Origin of the sequence: Dyella kyungheensis, from assembly GCF_016905005.1 — a bacterium.
GTDB lineage: Bacteria > Pseudomonadota > Gammaproteobacteria > Xanthomonadales > Rhodanobacteraceae > Dyella > Dyella kyungheensis.
In genome coordinates this window covers 110,717-128,779 of record NZ_JADIKC010000003.1, presented here as the reverse complement: position 1 = coordinate 128,779, position 18,063 = coordinate 110,717, and the positions used below count along the sequence as shown (strand labels likewise).

General features: G+C 65.1%; 17 protein-coding genes. 6 read left to right on the top strand and 11 right to left on the bottom strand.

Annotated elements, in window-relative coordinates:
* Positions 1 to 36 precede the first annotated feature (36 nt).
* Both ISP20_RS05300 and coaE read left to right on the top strand, forming a co-directional pair.
* Positions 37 to 894, top strand: coding sequence for a prepilin peptidase (locus ISP20_RS05300; protein WP_204635046.1), 858 nt, complete (start codon positions 37 to 39; stop codon positions 892 to 894).
* Positions 891 to 1,514 (top strand): dephospho-CoA kinase, encoded by a 624-nt coding sequence (coaE, locus tag ISP20_RS05295; protein WP_239535366.1) that lies wholly within the window; start codon positions 891 to 893, stop codon positions 1,512 to 1,514. Before ISP20_RS05300 ends, coaE begins: the two co-directional genes overlap by 4 nt.
* Before the next feature lie 7 nt (positions 1,515 to 1,521).
* Here the strand turns inward: coaE and ISP20_RS05290 are convergent, their stop codons facing one another.
* The 4 genes from ISP20_RS05290 to lgt all read right to left on the bottom strand — a co-directional run bounded on the left by ISP20_RS05290 (position 1,522) and on the right by lgt (position 4,768).
* Positions 1,522 to 2,475 (bottom strand): Nudix family hydrolase, encoded by a 954-nt coding sequence (locus tag ISP20_RS05290; protein WP_239535364.1) that lies wholly within the window; start codon positions 2,473 to 2,475, stop codon positions 1,522 to 1,524.
* Between the two features lie 11 nt (positions 2,476 to 2,486).
* The gene (locus tag ISP20_RS05285) at positions 2,487 to 2,975 is read right to left on the bottom strand and encodes a dihydrofolate reductase (protein WP_204635044.1); all 489 of its coding nucleotides are present in this window, start codon (positions 2,973 to 2,975) and stop codon (positions 2,487 to 2,489) included.
* A gap of 104 nt (positions 2,976 to 3,079) precedes the next feature.
* The gene (locus tag ISP20_RS05280) at positions 3,080 to 3,874 is read right to left on the bottom strand and encodes a thymidylate synthase (protein WP_204635043.1); all 795 of its coding nucleotides are present in this window, start codon (positions 3,872 to 3,874) and stop codon (positions 3,080 to 3,082) included.
* A 3-nt stretch (positions 3,875 to 3,877) separates the two neighbouring features.
* Complete coding sequence (gene lgt / locus ISP20_RS05275; RefSeq protein WP_204635042.1) at positions 3,878 to 4,768, bottom strand: prolipoprotein diacylglyceryl transferase; 891 nt, start codon at positions 4,766 to 4,768, stop codon at positions 3,878 to 3,880.
* Between the two features lie 352 nt (positions 4,769 to 5,120).
* Between lgt and ISP20_RS05270 the strand changes: the two genes are divergently transcribed.
* On the top strand, positions 5,121 to 8,015 hold the full coding sequence (locus ISP20_RS05270) for a TonB-dependent receptor plug domain-containing protein (RefSeq protein ID WP_204635041.1): 2,895 nt from the start codon (positions 5,121 to 5,123) through the stop codon (positions 8,013 to 8,015).
* A 175-nt stretch (positions 8,016 to 8,190) separates the two neighbouring features.
* Here the strand turns inward: ISP20_RS05270 and ISP20_RS05265 are convergent, their stop codons facing one another.
* The 4 genes from ISP20_RS05265 to ISP20_RS05250 form a co-directional block, all read right to left on the bottom strand.
* Positions 8,191 to 8,694 carry a TPM domain-containing protein gene (locus ISP20_RS05265; protein WP_204635040.1) on the bottom strand — a complete coding sequence of 168 codons (504 nt, stop codon included), beginning with the start codon at positions 8,692 to 8,694 and terminating at the stop codon, positions 8,191 to 8,193.
* 1 nt (position 8,695) lies between these two features.
* Entirely contained in the window at positions 8,696 to 9,607 is a 912-nt protein-coding gene (locus ISP20_RS05260; RefSeq protein WP_204635039.1) for a TPM domain-containing protein, read from the bottom strand.
* Between the two features lies 1 nt (position 9,608).
* Positions 9,609 to 10,226 (bottom strand): LemA family protein, encoded by a 618-nt coding sequence (locus ISP20_RS05255; RefSeq protein ID WP_204635038.1) that lies wholly within the window; start codon positions 10,224 to 10,226, stop codon positions 9,609 to 9,611.
* A 243-nt stretch (positions 10,227 to 10,469) separates the two neighbouring features.
* Positions 10,470 to 10,844, bottom strand: coding sequence for a diacylglycerol kinase (locus ISP20_RS05250; RefSeq protein WP_204635037.1), 375 nt, complete (start codon positions 10,842 to 10,844; stop codon positions 10,470 to 10,472).
* A 231-nt stretch (positions 10,845 to 11,075) separates the two neighbouring features.
* On the opposite strand from ISP20_RS05250, the gene ISP20_RS05245 reads away from it, so the two are divergent.
* The 3 genes from ISP20_RS05245 to ISP20_RS05235 all read left to right on the top strand — a co-directional run bounded on the left by ISP20_RS05245 (position 11,076) and on the right by ISP20_RS05235 (position 14,666).
* Positions 11,076 to 12,608, top strand: a complete 1,533-nt coding sequence (locus ISP20_RS05245) for a peptide MFS transporter (protein ID WP_204635036.1) — start codon at positions 11,076 to 11,078, stop codon at positions 12,606 to 12,608.
* Between the two features lie 119 nt (positions 12,609 to 12,727).
* The gene (locus tag ISP20_RS05240; protein WP_204635035.1) at positions 12,728 to 14,002 is read left to right on the top strand and encodes an ATP-binding protein; all 1,275 of its coding nucleotides are present in this window, start codon (positions 12,728 to 12,730) and stop codon (positions 14,000 to 14,002) included.
* A gap of 100 nt (positions 14,003 to 14,102) precedes the next feature.
* A complete protein-coding gene (locus tag ISP20_RS05235; protein ID WP_204635034.1) occupies positions 14,103 to 14,666 on the top strand; it encodes a response regulator transcription factor in 564 nt (187 codons plus the stop codon).
* Between the two features lie 46 nt (positions 14,667 to 14,712).
* On the opposite strand, the gene ISP20_RS05230 is transcribed toward ISP20_RS05235, so the two are convergent.
* The 3 genes from ISP20_RS05230 to ISP20_RS05220 all read right to left on the bottom strand — a co-directional run bounded on the left by ISP20_RS05230 (position 14,713) and on the right by ISP20_RS05220 (position 17,851).
* Positions 14,713 to 15,759 (bottom strand): isoaspartyl peptidase/L-asparaginase, encoded by a 1,047-nt coding sequence (locus tag ISP20_RS05230; protein ID WP_204635033.1) that lies wholly within the window; start codon positions 15,757 to 15,759, stop codon positions 14,713 to 14,715.
* Positions 15,760 to 15,837: 78 nt separating this feature from the next.
* Positions 15,838 to 17,493, bottom strand: a complete 1,656-nt coding sequence (locus tag ISP20_RS05225; protein WP_204635032.1) for a M56 family metallopeptidase — start codon at positions 17,491 to 17,493, stop codon at positions 15,838 to 15,840.
* The gene (locus ISP20_RS05220; protein ID WP_204635031.1) at positions 17,480 to 17,851 is read right to left on the bottom strand and encodes a BlaI/MecI/CopY family transcriptional regulator; all 372 of its coding nucleotides are present in this window, start codon (positions 17,849 to 17,851) and stop codon (positions 17,480 to 17,482) included. Before ISP20_RS05220 ends, ISP20_RS05225 begins: the two co-directional genes overlap by 14 nt.
* Between the last annotated feature and the right edge of the window lie 212 nt (positions 17,852 to 18,063).

Sequence of the window (18,063 nt, the reverse complement as noted above, 5' to 3'; positions counted from 1 at the left end):
GGGGGCCTTTTTCATATCAAGGCTTCGGAATCGCGCATGCTTGAACTTCCTCTATGGGGCTGGACGATCGCCGCCGGCGTGCTCGGCCTGTTGGTCGGCAGCTTCCTCAATGTGGTGATCCTGCGCTTGCCCGAACGTCTGATGGCGCAATGGCGACTCGATGCGTTCGACACGCTGGCCATCGAGCCCGACGGCCAACCGCTGCCACCCGGCATCGTGCGCGAGCCGTCGCATTGTCCTCACTGCAAGCATCCGCTCGCAGTCCGGGACAATATCCCGCTGTTCGGATGGCTGCTGCTGGGCGGGCGCTGCCGTTACTGCAAGGCCGCCATTTCCATCCAGTACCCGCTGGTCGAACTGCTCAGCGGCCTGGCCAGTGCGGTGATCGTGTGGAAGTTCGGCGCCAGCTGGACGGCGGTGGCCGGACTGGTATTCACCTGGATGCTGCTGGCGCTGGCCGGCATCGATTTCCGCACGCAGTACCTGCCCGATCAGTTGAACTATCCGTTGCTTTGGCTCGGCCTGCTGCTCAGCCTGGTGCCGCTGTTCGTGTCGCCGAACACCGCGATTCTCGGTGCCGCTATCGGCTACCTCAGCTTGTGGAGCGTGTACTGGCTGTTCAAGCTGCTGACCGGCAAGGAAGGCATGGGCTACGGCGACTTCAAGCTGCTCGCCGCGCTCGGTGCGTGGATGGGGCCGACGGCGTTGCTGCCGGTGATCCTGCTGTCCTCGTTCATTGGCGCGATCGTGGGCGGGAGCATGATTGCGTTGCGCAAGCACGGCCGTGATATTCCGATGCCCTTCGGCCCCTTCATTGCCGCGGCGGGATGGGTGTGGTTCGTTGCTGGCGAATGGCTGCTTCAGCAGTACATGCAGCTGACGGGACTGCGTTGACCGCGCCGCGTACCGCCTATGTGGTTGCCCTCACCGGCGGCATCGCTGCCGGCAAGAGCGCGGTATCGCGACGGTTCGAAGCACTGGGCATCCATGTCTACGACGCTGACGTCGCGGCGCGCGAAGTCATCGCGCCGGGTTCGGAAGGCCTGGCCGCCATCGCCGCGCACTTCGGTGCGGAAGTGCTCGACGCGACGGGGCAGCTGAACCGCGCAGCGATGCGCCAGCGCGTATTCGCCAACGAGTCGGAACGGCGTGCGTTGGAAGCCATCACGCATCCGCGCATTCGCGGGTGGCTGCGCGAGCGTGTGCAGGCCGATCGCGGCCCGTACTGCATGCTGGCCATTCCCCTGCTCGCGGAGAACCACGACCACTACCGCTGGGTGGACCGCGTGCTGGTCGTGGATGTGCCCGAATCGGTGCAGCTGCAGCGCCTGCTGCAGCGAGACGGCATCGACGAATCGCTGGCACGGCGCATGATCGAACGCCAGGCGCGTCGCGAACAACGTCTCGCGTTGGCACATGACGTCATCGAGAACAGCGGCGACGAATCGGCGCTCGACAAGGCCGTGGTGGAGCTGCACGCGCGCTATCTGTCGCTCGCACAGGCGAAGGGCTAAGCCATCTTCACCAGAATCCGCGGATACCGGCCACGCCCTGCCCGCCGGCTTGCCGCGCGGCATCGAGTTGCTCCAACGTCATGCCGCCGAGCGCATAGACCGGTACGGCGGCCCTATCGACCAGCCGTGCGAACGCATTCCAACCCAGCGGCGTAGCATCAGGATGCGACGCCGTCGAAGCCACCGGCGATAAGGTAGCGAAATCGGCTATCTGCACCGCTCGCTCAAGATCATCTGCCTGGTGGCAACTGGCTCCCACCCATTGCGCGGCCGGCAAGGGACGCTCCTGCCAGCTCGCCAACTGCGCCGATTTCAGCTGGACACCTACGCCCTGCCCCAGCGCCAGCGCGCCTTCCACGTCGCCGCTGAGCAGCAGAGGGGTACCCTTCGCGCGCGCCTCGTCCAACAGGCTCGCCGCAAGTTTCCGTACTTCGGTCGTCGACCATTGCGGAAACCGCAGCAGCACCATCGACTGCCCCACCGCGATGGCACGACGAATGCGTTGCTGCCATTCGTCGAATGCCGTCGGCGGCACATCCGAGGTGATCGCATAACGCGTGGGTAGTTGAAGTGCGCGCAGGATGTGCCGATCGGCCGGCGCCAGCAGATCCAGCTCGACTGCGGCGGGCTCGCACCAGCGCAGCGCCTGCCCGTCCAACGAAGCCGGCTCGCCCCGCCACTGGTGCACCAGGCGCGCATCGAGCAACAGGAAACGTTCGCTATAGTGCCAGGGGACGCGGATCAGCGGCGCGCCGACCACCGCCTCCACGCCCAGCTCTTCGCGCAGCTCGCGCACCAGACCGTCGGCAGGCAATTCACCTGCCTCGAGTTTCCCACCGGGAAATTCCCACAAGCCGGCCAAGTGCTTGCCGGGCGGCCGCTGGGCCAGCAGCACGCGCCCTTGCGCATCGAGCATGACACCGGCCATCACATGCATGGGGCCGGCCATCGGGGCGGGCATGGGCGATCCGCTCAGTCGTTGCGGATGTACTCGACCATGTCGAAGTCGTACGCGTGGGTGCTGTCTTTCTTGTGGTGCACGCGGGACACCTCGGTCCAGTCGCTGAAGTGCACGCCCGGGAAGAACGTATCCGCACCGTCCACCGCACCATTGACCCAGGTGAGGTACAGGCGTTTGGCCGCCGGCAGGGCTTCCCGATAGATCTCGCCGCCGCCGATCACCATCAGGCCGGTGCCGCCCGCACGCGCGGTGCCGTCGGCCAGCGAACGCACGGTGATCTGGCCCGGGAACGGCGCTTCGTGCTTGCGGCTCATCACCAGGTTGGTGCGGTCCGGCAGCGGCCGGCCAATCGCCACCGCGGTGTTGTAGCCCATCAGCACATACTTGCCGAGCGTAAGTTCCTTGAACCAGCGCAAGTCGTCCGGCAGATGCCAGGGCAACTGGCCCTTGCGGCCAATAGCGAAGTTCTCATCCAGCGCGGCAATCAGCGAAATAGCCATGGAAATCCTTGCATTCATCGACAGTGTTGACCACCGCACCGCCCTTGGGGCGGCCTGGCGCGGCGCCGATCTTAGCAGGACCGGACGCCGAACCCGGCAAATGACTACACCGCCACCGGCGCCTTGATCGCCCCGTGGGGTTCGTAACCCACGATCGCGATGTCCTCGTAACGGAAGTCGAGGATCGAACGCACGTCCGGGTTGAGCTGGAGCCTGGGCAGTGCTCTCGGTTCTCGGGTCAGTTGCAGGCGGGCCTGCTCCACGTGGTTGTTGTACAGATGGGCATCGCCCAGCGTATGTACGAAATCACCCACGCCCAGGTTGCATACCTGGGCGATCATGTGGGTCAGCAGCGCGTAGCTGGCGATGTTGAACGGCACGCCCAGGAAGATGTCGCCCGAACGCTGGTACAGCTGGCAGCTGAGCTTGCCGTCCGCCACGTAGAACTGGAACAGCGCGTGGCACGGCATCAGCGCCATTTTCGGCAGCTCGCCCACGTTCCAGGCGCTCACCAGCAGGCGGCGCGAGTCCGGGTTGCGCTTGATCTCCTCCACCACCCAGCGGATCTGGTCCACCACGCCGCCATCGGCCGTGGGCCAGGCGCGCCACTGTTGGCCGTAGACCGGGCCCAGGTTGCCGTCCTCGTCGGCCCATTCGTCCCAGATGCTGACGCCGTTGTCCTTCAGGTAGGCGATATTGGTGTCGCCCTGCAGGAACCAGATCAGCTCGTGGATGATCGACTTGAGGTGCAACTTCTTGGTGGTGACCAGCGGAAATCCCTGCGCCAGATCGAAACGCATCTGCCAGCCGAACACGCTGCGCGTACCGGTGCCGGTGCGATCGGCCTTCTCCGTGCCGTGGTCGAGCACATGCTGCAGCAGGTCGAGATAGGCGCGCACGGCTTACTCCTTGTTCGGCAGCGAAACGTGGTACAGCCGCATGGTGGGCGCGTTACGCGACATCCACACCAACACCAGGCCGATGATGATCAGCGGCAACGACTGGATCTGTCCCATGGTCAACCAGCCCCAGGCCAGGTAGCCCAGCTGCGGGTCGGGCACGCGCACGAACTCCACGCCGAAGCGGAAGCAGCCGTACAGCAGCGCGAACAATCCGGAAACGAGATAGCGCGGCCGCGGCTTCAGCGACACCAGGAACAGCACGGTGAACATCGCCACGCCTTCGAGCAGCATTTCATAGAGCTGCGACGGGTGGCGCGGCAAGCCGCCGAACTGCGCCAGCACCGCCTGCCATTGCGGATGCGTGGCCGCCCAATCCACGTCGGCGCTGTGCGCATTGGGGAAAATCATCGCCCACGACACATCGCTCGGCTTGCCCCACAACTCGCCGTTGATGAAGTTGCCCAGGCGGCCCAGACCCAGGCCCACCGGCACGATCGGCGCCACGAAATCGACGGTGTCGAAGAAATGCATGTTGTTGCGACGCGACCACCACAGGCCGGCCGCGAGCACGCCGAGCAGGCCGCCGTGGAAACTCATGCCGCCGTCCCACACCCGGAACAACGCCAGCGGATCGGTCCAGATCCAGTGGATGTCGGCGTAGAACAGCATGTACCAGATGCGCCCACCGACGATCACACCCATCATCGCGTAGAACGCCAGGTCGCCCAGCGCATCGCGCGAGACCGGCAGGCGGCCGCGCTGGCGGCGGTATTCGGCAAGCAGCCAGGCGCCCAGGAACCCGCCCAGATACATCAAGCCGTACCAGTGGATCTGTAGTGGTCCCAGCTTGAAGGCGACGGGGTCGAAGGCGACGATGAATGGATGCGTCATGGGCAAACGGGTGGCAATAAAGCGCCAGTGTAGCGGGCGGCGGCGGCCTAGAGCAGCGCCACGAGAACCGGGTGACGGAGCATGACTGATGGCACATCTCAGCACCTTCGTCAGCTGCTCGATAGGTCAAAACATTAGTGCCCTCAACAAAACCATCCAGTTCCTGACTGTTGCAATAGGGTTGCACCCACACGTCACTTTGTTTTAACTTCGGGATTACATCGCCTGTCCCCCAAGCCCGGCGATGCCACGGCACGCACCCCTTCCCCAGGGTAGTACGCGCCATCCCCATACCCGGATGCCCAGCCCTCGCGAGCTGGCTGATGGCTATTTTTTGTTCGGAGTTCCAACAATGAAGCAAAAGACCCTGCTGGCTACTGCCATCGCCGCAGCGCTCGTGCTGCAGACATGGTCGGTGGCCGCACAGGATGCCGCTCCTGCCCCGGCTGAACAGTCCTCGGCCAAGAGCCTCGAGACCGTCACCGTGACCGGTTCGCGCATTCGCAGCGTGGACGTGGAAACCTCGCAGCCTGTGTTCACCATGGACCGCGCGGCGATCCAGGCCACCGGCCTGACCAACGTGAACGACATCCTGGCCCGCATGCCGTCGGCCGGTACTCCGGACATCACCCCGCAGGACACGCTGTCCTCGGGCGCTGACGTCGGCGGTCGCTACGTCAATATTCGCAACCTGGGTTCGCAGCGTACCCTGGTGCTGGTCAACGGCCGTCGCTGGAGCACCAGCCTCTCGGGCCTGACCGACCTGTCGACCATCCCCGTCTCGATGATCGAGCGCATCGACATCCTCAAGGATGGCGCCTCCTCCATCTACGGCTCCGACGCCATCGGCGGCGTGGTGAACATCATCACCAAGGAGAAGTTCGACGGCGCCGAAGCCAACGTCTACTACGGCCAGAACGGCAAGGGCGACGGCGAGACGCAGAACTACGACTTCACCTGGGGCCACTCGACCGAGAAGAACTCGATCATCCTCGGCGCCTCGTACCAGAACGTCGATCCGATGTGGAACAGCGAGCGTCCCGAGACCTCGTACGCGCAGGGTCCGCGTCACCCGACGGCCGGCCTCGGCCTGGGTCCGTACGGCCGCATCGTCGATCCGAACACCGGCGACCAGTACGTGTACAACCACGGCTCGGCCACGCAGACGGCTGGTGCGCCGGCGGGTTACCACTTGTACGACCCCAACAGCAATGTCGACAAGTACAACACCCAGTCGGACATGACCTTCCGCGCCGGCACCAAGCTGAAGAACCTGTACCTGCAGGATCGCTACAAGCTCACCGACAACATCACGCTGCACGCTGCCGCCAGCTACAGCACGCGCGATACCTCGAGCCAGCTCGCCGGCTACCCGTTCCAGTCGGGCGTGGCTGACGATCCGGTGCTGATCAGCGGTCAGAACTACTACAACCCGTACCCGGGCCAGGACCTCGAGTTCTTCCGCCGCACGGTGGAAATGCCGCGCATCACGGACACCCAGTCCAAGCTCGCGCACATCGACGTGGGCGCCGAAGGTTACTTCCAGTTCCTCAACCACGACTGGTCGTGGGACGCTGGCTTCACCTACGACGCCAACCAGATCAAGATCCAGACCACCGGCAACATCAACCTGCCGAATGCTCGCGCGGCCCTGGGCCCGACGACCATGATCGACGGCCAGGTCGCTTGCGCCAGCGCCGCCGATCGCGCCGCCGGTTGCGTGCCGTGGAACATCCTCGCCGGTCCGGGTGCCACCCCGCAGTCGGTGTGGAACTACCTGAACTCGGTCAGCACCGATCGCCAGGCCAGCTACACCTCCGACTGGACCGCCAACGTGTCCGGCGGTCTGTTCGACCTGCCGGCCGGCACGGTCAACCTGGCCGTGGGCGTGGAGCACCGCGGCGAGAAGGGCGTGTTCCGTCCCGACGCTGCCGATGCCGCCGGTCTGACCACCAACCTGGCCAGCGCCCCGACCAACGGTGCGTACAACACCAACGAAGCGTACGCCGAGCTCGACGTGCCGCTTCTGCGTGATCTGCCGGGTGCGCAGGAGCTGGGCATCAACATCGCCAGCCGCTACTCGCACTACAGCAACTTCGGCAGCACCACCAACAACAAGTACAGCTTCCGCTACCGTCCGTTCGCGGACCTGCTGGTTCGCGGTACCTGGGCCCAGGGCTTCCGTGCACCGACCATCAGCGATCTGGATGGCGGCATTGGCCAGAGCTTCGAAACGTTCCTCGATCCGTGCGACTCGGTCTACGGCGCTGCCGCGACCAACTCGCAGGTCAAGGCTCGCTGCACGGCCGCTGGCGTGCCGGCGAACTATCGCCAGATCGACCAGACCGGTGCGCAGGTCTCCAGCACCAACGGTGGCCAGACGCCGGTGGCGTTCCTCTCCGGTTCGAACCCGAACCTGAAGCCGGAAACCTCGATCACCCGTACGCTGGGCCTGGTCTACAGCCCGCACTACGTGGAAGGCCTGGACTTCTCGGTCGACTACTACAACATCTACGTGAAGAACATCATCTCGTCGGTGGTGGCACAGCAGATCGTCGACTACTGCTACATCAACAACGACCAGAACTTCTGCAACGGCTTCCAGCGCAGCCCGACGGCGACCTCGAACCTGGTCGCAGGCTCGATCTCTTCGCTCAACGAAGGCCTGGCCAACCTGGGCACGCTGAAGACCGAAGGCTACGACGTCGGTATTCACTACCGTCTGCCGGAAACCTCGTTCGGCCGCTTCCGCATCGCTTCGGACAGCACCTACCTGACCAAGTACCAGGTGGTGACCGGTCCGGGCGCCACCCCGCAGGACCTGGTCGGCTTCATGTCCGGCGGCACCTCCGGCGGTACCGGCGAAGACGGCATGTACCGTCTGCGTTCGAACCTGCAGGTGGACTGGGACTACAAGCAGTTCGGCGCCAGCTGGACGGTCCGCTACTACGCAGGCCTGAAGGACAGCTGCTACACCGCGACCATCGAGTGCTCCTCGCCGGATTACACCAATCCGTGGTGGGGCACCTATGGCATGAGCCAGAAGGGTTCGGTTGCGTTCAACGACGCACAGTTCCGTTACACGGCTCCGTGGAAGGGCACCTTCTCGGTGGGTGTGAACAACATCTTCAACAAGAAGGGTCCGTACTACTACTCGGTGACCACCTCGGGTACCGGCAGCGCGCCGTACAACCCGGCGTTCGACATCGACCGTTACTGGTACGTGTCGTACAACCAGAAGTTCTAAGCTCGAAAGAGCCGAACGCTTCGAAAAGGCGGGCCTTCGGGCCCGCTTTTTTTATGCCTGTCAGGAAAGCGGCGATACAACGGAACGCTGCGTCGCGCACAAGTGCGCTCCCCCAAGGTCACTGAGCCTTTGTGGGAGCGCACTTGTGCGCGACACAACCTTGCGAAACCAAGGATCAGAGCAAGACAGGCCGATCCGGCAACTCGTCCGGCGCACCCTTGTCGTTGCCCGGAAAATGCCGCAGCAACAGCGCGTGCGCCTCGGCGATGCCGTCGAGGCAACCCTGCCGCCATTCGCCACGCGCAAAGCGGGTCAGCATGTGGTCGCGCACGGCATCCCACTCCGCCTGCGTGACCACCGCCGCCACGCCACGGTCCGCCAGGATCACTACGCGGTGCTCGGCCATCAGCACGTAGAACAGCACACCACTGTTGTGTTGCGTGTCCCACACGTGCAGTTGCGCGAACACCTGCTTCGCACGGTGCTCGGCATTCAAGCCGGCGAACACCGCGCCCGGTGCAAGCCGCGACTCGACGGCAAAGCACACCTCGCCGCGATGATCGCGCTCGCCGTGGGCGATCGCCGCGGCCATCTCGTCCAGCAGGCTCTTGGGAAAGCGACGGCGCAACTGGAACCAGCCGTCGAACAGATTCATCAGCAGACGTTGGGTGCGCGACATATCACCAGCTCCCCGATGAACCACCACCACCGAAACTGCCGCCACCGCCGCTGAAGCCGCCGCCTCCTCCGAAGCCGCCGCCACTGCCGCCGCCGAAACCTCCGCCGCCGCCAAAGCCGCCAAACCCGCCGCCACCGAAACCACCCCAGCCGCCGCCTCCGACCGATCGCCCGCCGCCGCCCGGTAGCAGCATCAGGACACCGCCGATAAGCGCGCCGAAGATGCCCGCCCCCAGCGAGGCCGCCAGCAGCCACACCAGCGCGCCGGTGATCGCCGCCCCGACCGACGTACGCAGCCAGACCGTGGTGCGGCCCAGCACGCTGCGCAGGAAGATCGCGGCGAACACGCCGATCAGCAGCACGTGGCCGAAGTCGATGCCGCGACGGCGCTCGCGGTTGCCGCTCTCCACCGGCGGTGGCAGCGCTTCGCCGTTGATGAGTTGGGTAAGCGCGCCAACGGCGTCATGGATGCCACCGTAGTAATCGTTGGTGCGGAATTTCGGCGCGATGTACTCGCGCGTGATGCGCGCCGTGGCTGCGTCGGGCACCGCGCCCTCCAGCCCGTAGCCGACTTCCATGCGCACACGCCGATCGTTCTTGGCGATCAGCAGCAGCAGGCCGTCATCGGTGCCCTTGCGGCCGATCTTGTTCGCCTCCGCCACGGCCAGCGAATACTCCGCGATGTCCTGCGGCTGTGTGGTCGGCACGATCAACACCACCAGCTGCGCGCCCTTGGCTTTTTCCAGCGAGACCAGCTGCGTGTCGAGCTGGTCGACCTGTTGCGGCGTCAGCGTGCCGGTGAGATCGGTGACATGACGCGTGAGCGTCGGAACGGGTTCGTCCGCGTGCAGCAGCGCCAGCGGCAGCAGGGCCACCGCTAGCACGAGCAGCAGGCGCGTCACGCGCCGGATCACGTCAGTGCGCCGAGGCAGCGGGTGCCGGCGTGCTGTTGAAATCGACCGTCGGAGCGGTGGAAATGGCCTTCTCGTTCTCGACCGAGAAGTTCGGCTTCACCTGGTAACCGAAGATCTTCGCGGTGAGATTGTTCGGGAAGGTGCGGATCATCGAGTTGTATTCCTGCACCTCTTTCACGTAGCGGTTGCGCGCCACGGTGATGCGGTTCTCGGTGCCTTCCAGCTGCGCCTGCAGGTTCTGGAACAGGCCGTCGGCCTTGAGGTTCGGGTAGTTCTCGGTCACCACCATCAGGCGCGACAACGCGCTGGACAGCTCGCCCTGCGCCGCCTGGAACTGCTTGAGCTTCTCGGGATTGTTCAGATCGTCGGTGGTCAGCTGCGTGCTGCCCACCTTGGCGCGCGCGTTGGTGACCTCGGTGAGCACGCGTTCCTCGTGCTGGGCATAGCCCTTCACCGTATTGACCAGGTTGGGCACCAGGTCGGCGCGGCGCTGGTATTGGTTGAGCACTTCGGACCAGGCCGCCTTCACCGATTCGTCCTGGCGCTGGATGGCGTTGTATCCGCAGCCCGACAGGACCACGGCGACCAACAGCAAGACGAGGACACGAAGAAGTTTCATGGGGGTGCTCCAATCCGGTGGAGTGGCCATTGCAGCATCCCGCATGTGACGGCGCAATCTTACGAAGTCTTAGAGCCGTTCAAAATCTCGCCTGGGCGTTCATTTCCCTCTCCGTCATTCCGGCGCAGGCCGGAATCCAGTAGCGAATAAGCCAGGTTGTCGCGATAGCAACCAAGCTTTGAGGGACTTCGCGAAAGCCGGCTACAGAGGCTCTGGACTCCGGCCTGCGCCGGAATGACGAGCTCAGCCGACCCAGCGCGGCCACAGGATCAGGCCCCAGCTCAGGGCGGTCATGGCCAGCAGCAGGAACACCGCGGCCGACCCCATGTCCTTGGCCCGGCCCGCCAGCTCGTGAAACTCGGGGCTGACCTTGTCCACCACCGCCTCCACCGCCGAATTGAGCAGTTCGGCCGACAGCACCAGCACCGGCGGGAGCACCAGGGCGATCTTTTCCAGCGGACCGAGGCCCAACCACAGTCCCAGCGGCACCAGCACCAGGGCAAGGCAGACCTCCAGCCGGAAGGAGGCCTCGTGGCGCCAGCCGGCGCGCAGCCCCTTCATGGACCACTTGAAAGCGTTCCAGATTTGCCGGGGCCCTCGGAAACCGCTGGCGGCCATGGTGTCTTCCTCTTGGTCGTGCGGACAGGCCGCGCCTGCGGACGGCAGGCGTAAAGCCGAAATTTTGCCACATCCCCGGCGCCCCCGGCAGGTCGCAGGTTCCTGCTTGCGGCGTCGCAACGGCACCTGAATGAATGATCGGGTAGGCTTGGCCCCTTTGTGACCCGTTAGGGGTTACACGAGTCAGCCGCCTTGCGCGGCTTTTGTTTGAACCGCAGTACGGACTATTGAATGGCAATCCAGAATCCGCCGGTCTCACAGACCAAATCGTTTTACACGGTCTTCCTGATCGAGATGTGGGAACGCTTCGGTTTCTACGGCATGCAGGTGTTGATGGTCACCTACATGATGAAGAAGCTCGGCTTCATCGATACCAAGGCCAACCTCGTCTGGGGCGCGGCCGCCGCGTTGATCTACGCCACGCCGGCCATCGGCGGCTGGGTCGGCGACAAGCTGATCGGCACGCGTCGCACCATGGTCACCGGCGCGGTGGTGCTCGCGCTGGGCTACGCGATGTTGTGGATTCCCTCCAACGATCCCACCCTCACCTATGTGTCGCTGGGCGTGATCATCGTCGGCAACGGTTTCTTCAAACCCAACGCCGGCAACCTGGTGCGCAAGATCTACGAGGGCGACGACGTCCGCATCGACAGCGCGTTCACCATCTACTACATGGCGGTGAACATCGGCTCGATGGTCTCGATGACGGCCACGCCGTGGATCCGCGATTACGTCGGCGAGCATTACGGCGATGCGATGGGTTGGCACACTGCCTTCGGCTCCTGCGCCGTGGGCCTGGTGCTTGGCCTGGTCAACTACACGCTGATGCGTCGCACGCTGGCGCACATCGGCTCACCCTCGGATGAGCAGCCGGTGTCGATGAAGCGCGCGCTTGCGCTGGTCGGCGCCTCGCTGGTGCTGGTGGTGGTGGCGGCTTTCATCCTGCAGAGCCTGCTGGCCGCGAAGATCTGCGTGTACCTCGCCGGCCTCGTGATTCTCGGCATCTTCGTGCACCTGATCCGCAACGCTGAAAAGGGTGAACGTGCCGGCTTGATCGCCGCCCTCGTGCTCACCGTGCAGACGATCTTCTTCTTCATCTTCTACGCGCAGATGGCGACCTCGCTGAACCTGTTCGCGCAGAAGAACGTGAACCTCTCGTTCGACGTGTTCGGCACCCACCTCTTCAACTGGATTCCCGAGCAGTACCAGAACCTCAACGCGATCTGGATCGTCGTGCTCAGCCCGGTGCTGGTGCTGATGTACAACGGCCTCGGCCGCGTCGGCAAGGATCCGTCGGTCGCGTTCAAGTTCGCGCTCGGTTTCGCCGCCGTGGCAGTGGGTTTCTTCATGTACGGCCTCGGCGCCATGAGTGCCGTGGACGGCCAGGTATCCTCGTGGACGATGGTCTGGGGCTACGGCTTCTACTCGCTGGGCGAGCTGCTGGTGAGCGGCCTGGGCCTGGCCATGATTGCCCGCTATGTGCCGGCGCGCATGGGCGGCTTCATGATGGGCGCCTACTACGTGGCCGTGGGTATCTCGCAGTACCTGGGCAGCGTGGTGGCCAATATTGCCGCGATGCCCGAGAACATCAGCAGCCCCGTCGAGTCGCTGAACATCTACGTCGGCCTGTTCAACAAGCTGGGCTTCGTCGGCATCGCCTGCACGGTGATCGCCGTGGTCATGCTGCCGCTGATGAACAAGCTTTCGCGCAGCCACTCCGAAGCGCATACGCCGTTGCCGGCCGTGCATAGCGAAGAAGTCTGATCGAACCCCTCGCCCCGCTCGTCGGGGCGAGTTTTTCAGGGCCATCGGCACGGCGCAAAGTGACGCAGCGGCGTGCCCTGACAACGGGCCGGCCGCGCAAACCGGCTAACATCGCCGGCATGAAACGCCCTTCCACCCAGCAACGCATCGGCCCCCGCACCTTGTTCCGCAGCCTCGCCTGGCTGCGCATCTGCGCCATCGCGGGCCAGAGCACCGCCGTCCTGGTCTGTGCGCTGTGGATGCGCATGGACATTCCGCTGCTGCCGCTGATGGTGGGCATCGGCCTGCTGGCCGTATTCGCCATGTTCGCCGCGTGGCGCCTCACCCAGCCCTGGCCCATCCGCCAGTGGGAAACCATCCTGCACGTGGGCGTGGACACCTCGGTGCTCGGCTACCTGCTGTATTTCACCGGCGGCGCGAGCAATCCCTTCATCACGCTGCTGCTGATTCCCATTGCGCTGAGCGCGGCGGCGCTGACCGTCGACGCCGTGCTGGTGGTGGCGGCCCTGGTGGGCGCGGCCTACGCGATCCTGCTGTTCTGGTACGTGCCGTTGCCGGTGTCGATGTATTCCACCGGCGACTTCTCGCTGCATGTGCTCGGCATGGGCGTGAACTTCGTGATCATGGCCGTGCTGCTGGGTTTCTTCATCAACCGGCTGTCGCGCTCCGCCCGCCTGCAGCAGCTGGAGATGCAGCGCGTGCGCGAACGTGCGCTGCGCGACGAGGGCATCCTCGCCATCGCCACGCAGGCGGCCGGCGCCGCGCATGAACTCAATACCCCGCTGTCGACCATGCGCACCCTGCTGCCCGAACTTCGCCGCGAACACGCGGGCGACACGGCGCTGGCCGAAGACCTCGAATTGCTCGAAGGGCAAGTGGATCGCTGCCGCACCATCCTTCGCGAGATGGTGGCGTTCGGCAAGGCGCAGCTGTCGCAGGAACCCGAGCAGCTGACGGTGGACTCCTTCATCCACGGCTGCCTGGAACGCTTCCAGTTGCTGCGTCCCGAAGCCGACCTGGCGCTGGCACTGGACCAGGAAGCCGCTCGCACCGTGCTGCGCACGCCGCCCGGCCTGCGCCATGCCTTGCTCAACCTGCTCAACAACGCTGCCGACGCTTCCGCGCTCAACCAATCGCAGGCCGTGGCGCTCACCGTGCGCCGCGATGGCGGCTGGCTGGAACTGATCGTGGCCGACCACGGCCCGGGCTTTTCCGATCCCACGGGCGAGCTTTCCGAACTCGGCCGCTCGCACAAGCAGACCGGCCTGGGCATTGGCCTGGCCCTGGCCGAGGCGACCGCCGAGCGCCTGGCCGGCGAGCTGATTGCCCTCAACACCGGCCATGGCGCCCAGATGCGGCTGCGGTTGCCGTTGGCGGTGATCGCCGCGCCATAATCCCGTGCGGCGGATAGCCACAGTGGCACATGGCCACATGGGAATGCGTTGTCGCAGCGGCGAAAATGCACCTATCGGCATTGCGCCGAGGAGAAACACCATGAGCGACCAGCAACTACTCATCATCGACGACGACGCCACCTTTGCCCGCGTGCTCGCCCGCGCGCTCAGCTCGCGCGGCTTCGAAGTGATCACCGCCAGCAATGCCGACGAGGCCCGCGCCCTGACCCGCCGCCATCAGCCGCGATACTGCGTGCTCGACCTCAAGCTCGGCGAAGAGAACGGCCTGCGGCTGATTCCCGAATTGCAGGCCCTGGTGCCCGAGATCCGGGTGCTGCTGTTGACCGGCTACGCTTCCATCGCCACCGCAGTGGAAGCGATCAAGCGCGGCGCGCACGACTATCTGGCCAAGCCGGTCGATGCCGACGCGGTGGTTCGCGCCCTGCTCGACGGCGACACCAACGTCGGCGAAGACGATGTCATCGACGCGCCGGAAGCACCGCTGGCGCTGCGTCGCCTGGAGTGGGAACACATCCAACGGGTGCTCACCGAATGCGACGGCAACATTTCCGAGACCGCTCGCCGGCTCGGCATGCATCGCCGCACGCTGCAGCGCAAGCTCAGCAAGCATCCGGTGCGTGAGCGCCCGGAAAACGAAGAATAAGCAGCAAGACCAAGGCAGGCGACGAGCCTGCCGCGCAAAGCGCGATTTACGGCGGAGACGACGAACCCGCATCCGCCGGCAACGGCTCCGCCGCACCGTCGTCCTCATCGCCGTAGATCGCCACATGCGGCACCCCATCGGCGCCGATCCAGCCGCGATACATGCCATCGGTATTGAACGGCATGGATACCGTGCCATTCGCATCCAACGCGATAGCACCGCCGTTGCCGCCCATCGACGGGATTTCCTGATTGATCACTTCGGCCGCCGCCCGGCGCAGCGGCACGCGCATCTGCGTCACCCGCATGCAGATTTCGTGCGCGGCCACGGTACGGATGTAGTACTCGCCCCAGCCCGTGCCCGACACGGCGCAACCGGAGTTGGCATAGGTGCCGGCGCCGATGATCGGCGAATCGCCGACGCGGCCCCAGCGCTTGTCCGTCATGCCACCGGTCGAGGTGCCGGCCGCCAGGTGCCCCTGCGCATCGAGCGCCACCGCACCCACCGTGCCGAAATGTTTGGCCGTCTCCACGTCCGAATGCTTCTCGTCGTTGGCGTCTTCCTTGAGCGCCTTCTGCAACTGCTGCCAGCGCTCTTCCGTGCGGAAATAGGCCGGATCGACCAGCACGATGCCCTCTTGCCTGGCGAACGCCTCGGCGCCATCGCCCACCATCATCACGTGCTGCGATTTCTCCATCACGGCACGCGCCAGCAGGATCGGATTCTTCACACGATGCACGCCGGCGATGGAACCGGCCCCCAGCGTGGCGCCATCCATGATCGCGGCATCCATTTCGTTCTTGCCGTCATGGGTGAAGACCGAGCCCTTGCCCGCGTTGAAGTTGGGGTCGTCCTCCAGCACGGTGATCGCCGCCGAAACGGCGTCCACCGCGGTCTTGCCGGCCTTCAGTTGTGCGTAGCCATTCTGCAGGGCCTGGGTCAGCGCCGCGCGTATGGCCTTTTCCCTGGCGGGACTCATCTCGCGCTTGATCACGCCCGCGCCGCCGTGGACCACGAGCACCGGCGACGCCGCATGGCTCAAGGACACGATCCCCAGCGCCGCGACGGCGGCGACAAGACGGCTCAACTTCACGGACGGTACTCCCCACAACGTTGGGGGGAGTATAGCCAGCGCTCCTGACGAAACGCTGCCGTATGGCGGCGTCCGCGCCTACGCGCAACCGGGCGTTGCGGTGATATCCAGCTTCACCGTGTGGTCCTGCGGATGGTCGCCGCCGATCTTCTCGCCCACCTGGATGGTGGCGGTCTGGCCGGGGAACGAGTGCAGCTTCGGATGGATCGGCTCCCTGATGATGCCGCCCGCCAGGTCACTCTGGATCTCCAACTGCCCGCCGTCGATGGCTTGCACGCTCACCGCGCCCTGGACGGGCGGATGCACGGCATCCTGGGCATGGCTGAAACGGTAAGCCTCGTTCTTTCGCAGGCAGACCTTGCTGGCCTTGTCGACCTGCTGGCCGTTGATCGAAAGCGCCATGTCGAAGGTGAAGCGGTCCACCGCGATCAGGTCCACTGTGTTCCTTCCAGCAAAGCCCGGAAGATAGGTGCAGGTGGGGGCAAACTGCCGCACGTCGGGAATGTCGGTGCTGTAGCACGACCAGCCGACGCTGCCGACCTGCTCAGCCGGATGCATTTCGAGATCCAGATGTCCCGCCACCGAGCCGTGCGCATCGGCGAGCGCGATCAGCACATGCCCGCCTTCGCCGATCTCGAGCCGCTTGATCGCCGCGCCGAATGCACCGCTGTCGGGTGCCGGCAAACCCAGCGCCGCGTTGCTCGCCGGATTGCCCGACGGACGACGGGTCGATGCCGCCAGCGCATCCTGCGCCGGACGCGCGTCCTGCAGCGCCTTGGCCACGATGTCCTTGCCCGGGTGATAGCTGCCAGCGTCCAGCCCCGTGGCCGCATACACCGCGGCAGACAGCGTCGTGGCCAGCAAACCCACGCTCGTGCGACCCGTCAAACGCCGGGCATGGCCCGGTTGAACCCGCTTCAACATGACGATTCTCTCCGTGATGGGATGTCGTGACGACCAACTGCAACCCACCGGCAACAGCGCGCCAGTGGCGTGTGTCTTGAGCATGGCGCGGGCATAGAGGGCACGCGGCGCATCGTTCGCGCTGAGCACGGCCGCATCGCAGGCCAGCTCCAGATCCTGCCGCAACGCACGCAGCGCCCACCACGCCATGGGATGGAACCAGAACAGCGACGCCATCGCCTGCCCGACAAGGCACCACCAACCGTCGCGTCGGCGCGCATGCATCGCTTCGTGCGCGAGAATCAACGCACGTTCGGCAGGTTCGTAGCGCTGCTCGAAATCCGCTGGCAGCACGATGCGCGGGCGCCATGCACCCACCAGGGCCGGCCCCATGTCCGCATGCGTTGCCTGCAACACGGGCCACGGCAAGTTCGCGGCAGGGATTGGCCGAGCACCCTGCAGACGAAGGCGATATCGCCGCTGCGCCACGGCTGCGGCCACTGACGCGACCACGGCGCCAGCGAGCCATGCCGCGACCACCAGCCACGAAAGGCCGCGCTCGTGAGCGGATGCGTGCGCCACCTCGATCAGTGGTGCGGGTGCGCTCCTGATCTGCAGCACCACGGGCGGAAGACCCGTCAACGATGCCGCCGCTGCATGCGGTAGGCAGGCAACGACGAACGCCAGCGGCGGCACCACCCAAAGCAACACCGCCAGCTGCGCCCCGAATACGCGACGGCACGCGTGTCGAAGCAATGCCACCGCGCCCAGGACCAAGGTCAATGCCAGCGTCGCCAGCCAACCATCGGACAGCCAGTCAGGACTGCTCATCGTCGAGCTCCTGCAGCAGTTTCTTCAGCTCGACGATGTCTTTCCTGGACAACTTGCGCTGCTCGGAGAAGTGCGCGACCAGCGGCGCCACGCGACCGCCAAAGAGGCGATCGAGCAGGCCCTTGCTCTCCTGCGACACGTATTGCTCGCGCGTGAGGCGCGGTGCGTAGAGATAACGCCGGCCGTCCCGTTCGGCCTTCACTGCCTTCTTCTTCAGCAGGCGATTGAGCAAGGACTTGACGGTGCCTTCCTGCCAGCCTTGTTGCGGGCCGACCTCCGCCAGGATGTCCTCAGCACTGCGCGGCGACGAGCGCCACAGCACCTCCATGATGATCGCTTCCGCTTCGCTGACTGCCATGAGGCCACCGTTTACGCGTGTAATTGATGTTCATGTTTACATGCGTAAACGATGACCGTCAAGCCGCTGGCGACCCCATGCGGATAACAGCCCGGCGAAGTGAAAACCGCATCACATCGCCATTCCCGGCCCTTGCGACCTTGGTACAGCATGAGCGGTCACCAATCCGTCGTATGCTTGGCAGCTGGTTCTCCCCTGCAAGAAGGCATCGC

What these genes read in the sequence shown, in the direction of transcription:
- ISP20_RS05300 (WP_204635046.1), top strand. Translation starts at nt 37, where the DNA reads ATGCTTGAACTTCCTCTATGGGGCTGGACGATCGCCGCCGGCGTGCTC.
- ISP20_RS05290 (WP_239535364.1), bottom strand. Translation starts at nt 2,475, where the DNA reads ATGCCCGCCCCGATGGCCGGCCCCATGCATGTGATGGCCGGTGTCATG.
- ISP20_RS05285 (WP_204635044.1), bottom strand. Translation starts at nt 2,975, where the DNA reads ATGGCTATTTCGCTGATTGCCGCGCTGGATGAGAACTTCGCTATTGGC.
- lgt (WP_204635042.1), bottom strand. Translation starts at nt 4,768, where the DNA reads ATGACGCATCCATTCATCGTCGCCTTCGACCCCGTCGCCTTCAAGCTG.
- ISP20_RS05270 (WP_204635041.1), top strand. Translation starts at nt 5,121, where the DNA reads ATGAAGCAAAAGACCCTGCTGGCTACTGCCATCGCCGCAGCGCTCGTG.
- ISP20_RS05265 (WP_204635040.1), bottom strand. Translation starts at nt 8,694, where the DNA reads ATGTCGCGCACCCAACGTCTGCTGATGAATCTGTTCGACGGCTGGTTC.
- ISP20_RS05255 (WP_204635038.1), bottom strand. Translation starts at nt 10,226, where the DNA reads ATGAAACTTCTTCGTGTCCTCGTCTTGCTGTTGGTCGCCGTGGTCCTG.
- ISP20_RS05250 (WP_204635037.1), bottom strand. Translation starts at nt 10,844, where the DNA reads ATGGCCGCCAGCGGTTTCCGAGGGCCCCGGCAAATCTGGAACGCTTTC.
- ISP20_RS05245 (WP_204635036.1), top strand. Translation starts at nt 11,076, where the DNA reads ATGGCAATCCAGAATCCGCCGGTCTCACAGACCAAATCGTTTTACACG.
- ISP20_RS05240 (WP_204635035.1), top strand. Translation starts at nt 12,728, where the DNA reads ATGAAACGCCCTTCCACCCAGCAACGCATCGGCCCCCGCACCTTGTTC.
- ISP20_RS05235 (WP_204635034.1), top strand. Translation starts at nt 14,103, where the DNA reads ATGAGCGACCAGCAACTACTCATCATCGACGACGACGCCACCTTTGCC.
- ISP20_RS05225 (WP_204635032.1), bottom strand. Translation starts at nt 17,493, where the DNA reads ATGAGCAGTCCTGACTGGCTGTCCGATGGTTGGCTGGCGACGCTGGCA.
- ISP20_RS05220 (WP_204635031.1), bottom strand. Translation starts at nt 17,851, where the DNA reads ATGGCAGTCAGCGAAGCGGAAGCGATCATCATGGAGGTGCTGTGGCGC.